This is a genomic window from Microcoleus vaginatus FACHB-2002 (assembly GCF_040004035.1).
GTDB lineage: Bacteria > Cyanobacteriota > Cyanobacteriia > Cyanobacteriales > Microcoleaceae > Microcoleus > Microcoleus vaginatus_C.
Genome location: NZ_JAMPLN010000084.1, coordinates 1 through 1,906, shown reverse-complemented (window position 1 = coordinate 1,906; position 1,906 = coordinate 1). Strand labels below are relative to the sequence as shown.

Genomic DNA, 1,906 nt, shown 5'->3' with positions numbered 1-1,906 from the left:
GGTGCGCTGATGAGGAAACTGGTGCATTTGGCTTTTGGGATTTTAAAATCCCAAAAGCCTTTCGACCCAAATTATTTACTCGCGACCCCTTGACAGTTCAAGACAGTATCTACCACATCCGCCAAATGTACATCGGGATTTATCGTTGCGCGAGGGCGGGTTGTAGAGATTGTCAATTATTAGCAAATATTCTATCTGAAACCCGCCCTATCCCATCACTTTTACAAAACTCGCAACGTGCTAGCAATACTATCGACTGCTTCCAGCGCGCGAATTTCATCGAGTGCTTGTTGAAAATTTCCTTCCCTCACATCGTGAGTCACGACGACAATTTCTGCTAAATCGCCGTGAATTCCCGTCTGCACAACTGATTCCAAACTAACTTTGTGGTTGCCGAAACAAGTGCCGAGTTTGCCAATTACCCCCGGAGTATCGCGCGTCAGAAAACGGGCGTAAAAGCGAGTAACAAGTTCCTGCATCGGAGCAATTTTGCAGTAGTGTTGGTGACTGCAACTCAGCAAAGGATGGGGAATCGGAACAGTTTCGGTTTTCAGGATGGCCGCCACATTCATAATGTCGGATACTACGGCGCTAGCTGTTGGGCCCGCACCCGCGCCGCGCCCGTACAGCATCAATTGCCCGATCGGCTCTCCTTCGACTAAAATGGCATTGTAAACCCCGTTAACACTCGCCAGCGGATGAGTTTTCGGCACAAAACTCGGATGCACTCGAATTGACAGCAGTTCGCTTTCTCCCTCCGCTTGCTTGCCATTGTAGTGGGAGGTTTCTTGAGCAATAGCCAACAATTTAATCACAAATCCCAGCTTGTCGGCGTAGTTAATATCAGCCGCACTAACTTTTCTGATACCTTCGCAGTGAACATCTGCTAATTTGATGCGTCCGCCAAAAGCTAGCGAGGCTAAAATAGCAATTTTATCGGCAGCATCTAATCCATCTACATCTGCTGTGGGGTCAGCTTCAGCATAACCTAATTGCTGAGCGTCGGCGAGCACTTCGGCAAAGTCTGCGCCTTCTGTTTGCATCCGCGTCAGGATGTAATTAGTTGTGCCGTTGACGATGCCGGTGACAGTTTGAATGCGGTTTGCACCTAAAGATTGTTTGAGGCTTTGAATGACCGGAATGCCGCCGCCGACAGCAGCTTCTAGCATTACGTAAACGCCTTTTTTGTTGGCGGCCTCGAAGATTTCATTACCGTAGCGGGCGATAACTGCTTTGTTGGCAGTGACGACGTGCTTGCCGCTGGCAATAGCTTGCAGAATGAGCGATCGCGCCGGTTCCAATCCGCCAATCAGTTCTACTACAATATCAATTTCCGGGTCTGTTGCGATCGCTTCTAGGTCAGTTGTCAGCACATTTTCTGGCAATTGTAAAGACCGAGTTCGAGAAATATCGCGCACTCCCACCCGATAGATTTCCAATTCCTGCAACAGCGGATGGCGGCCGTCTGGGGAGAGCAAAATCTCTGCTGTTCCCGCGCCAACTGTACCCAAACCTAACAAACCAATTTTGAAAGCCACGACTTTGACCCGTAGAAACTCAATTAAGCCACAACCATTGTAGGCTATTCCCGTACCGGAGCAATCAAAATAGTATTGTAGGGTACGCATTCGGTACCTTATATCAATTCCGGTTGCACTCCTTATGGTGGTTGACTGTTGACTGTTGACTGTTGACTGTTGACAGGCGGGTCGAAAAACTGAATGGTTGAGTGTTAACTCTTGACTCGATTTTATTATTCCGATGCAACCGGAAACGATATTACAAGTCGGATATATAGTCATTTCAAATAAATGTGAGACAAATGCAAGATGATGTAAAATCAAGAAAAATTGTTAACTCGGAGCCGAAAAATGGCATACAGTCTAGATTTGAGAAAAAGAGTAGT

At 47.2% G+C, this 1,906-nt stretch carries 1 protein-coding gene; it reads right to left on the bottom strand.

Annotated elements, in window-relative coordinates; translation table 11 throughout:
• Positions 1-221: 221 nt before the first annotated feature.
• A complete protein-coding gene (locus tag NDI35_RS29605) occupies positions 222-1,538 on the bottom strand; it encodes a homoserine dehydrogenase (protein WP_445315815.1) in 1,317 nt (438 codons plus the stop codon).
• Positions 1,539-1,906 lie beyond the last annotated feature (368 nt).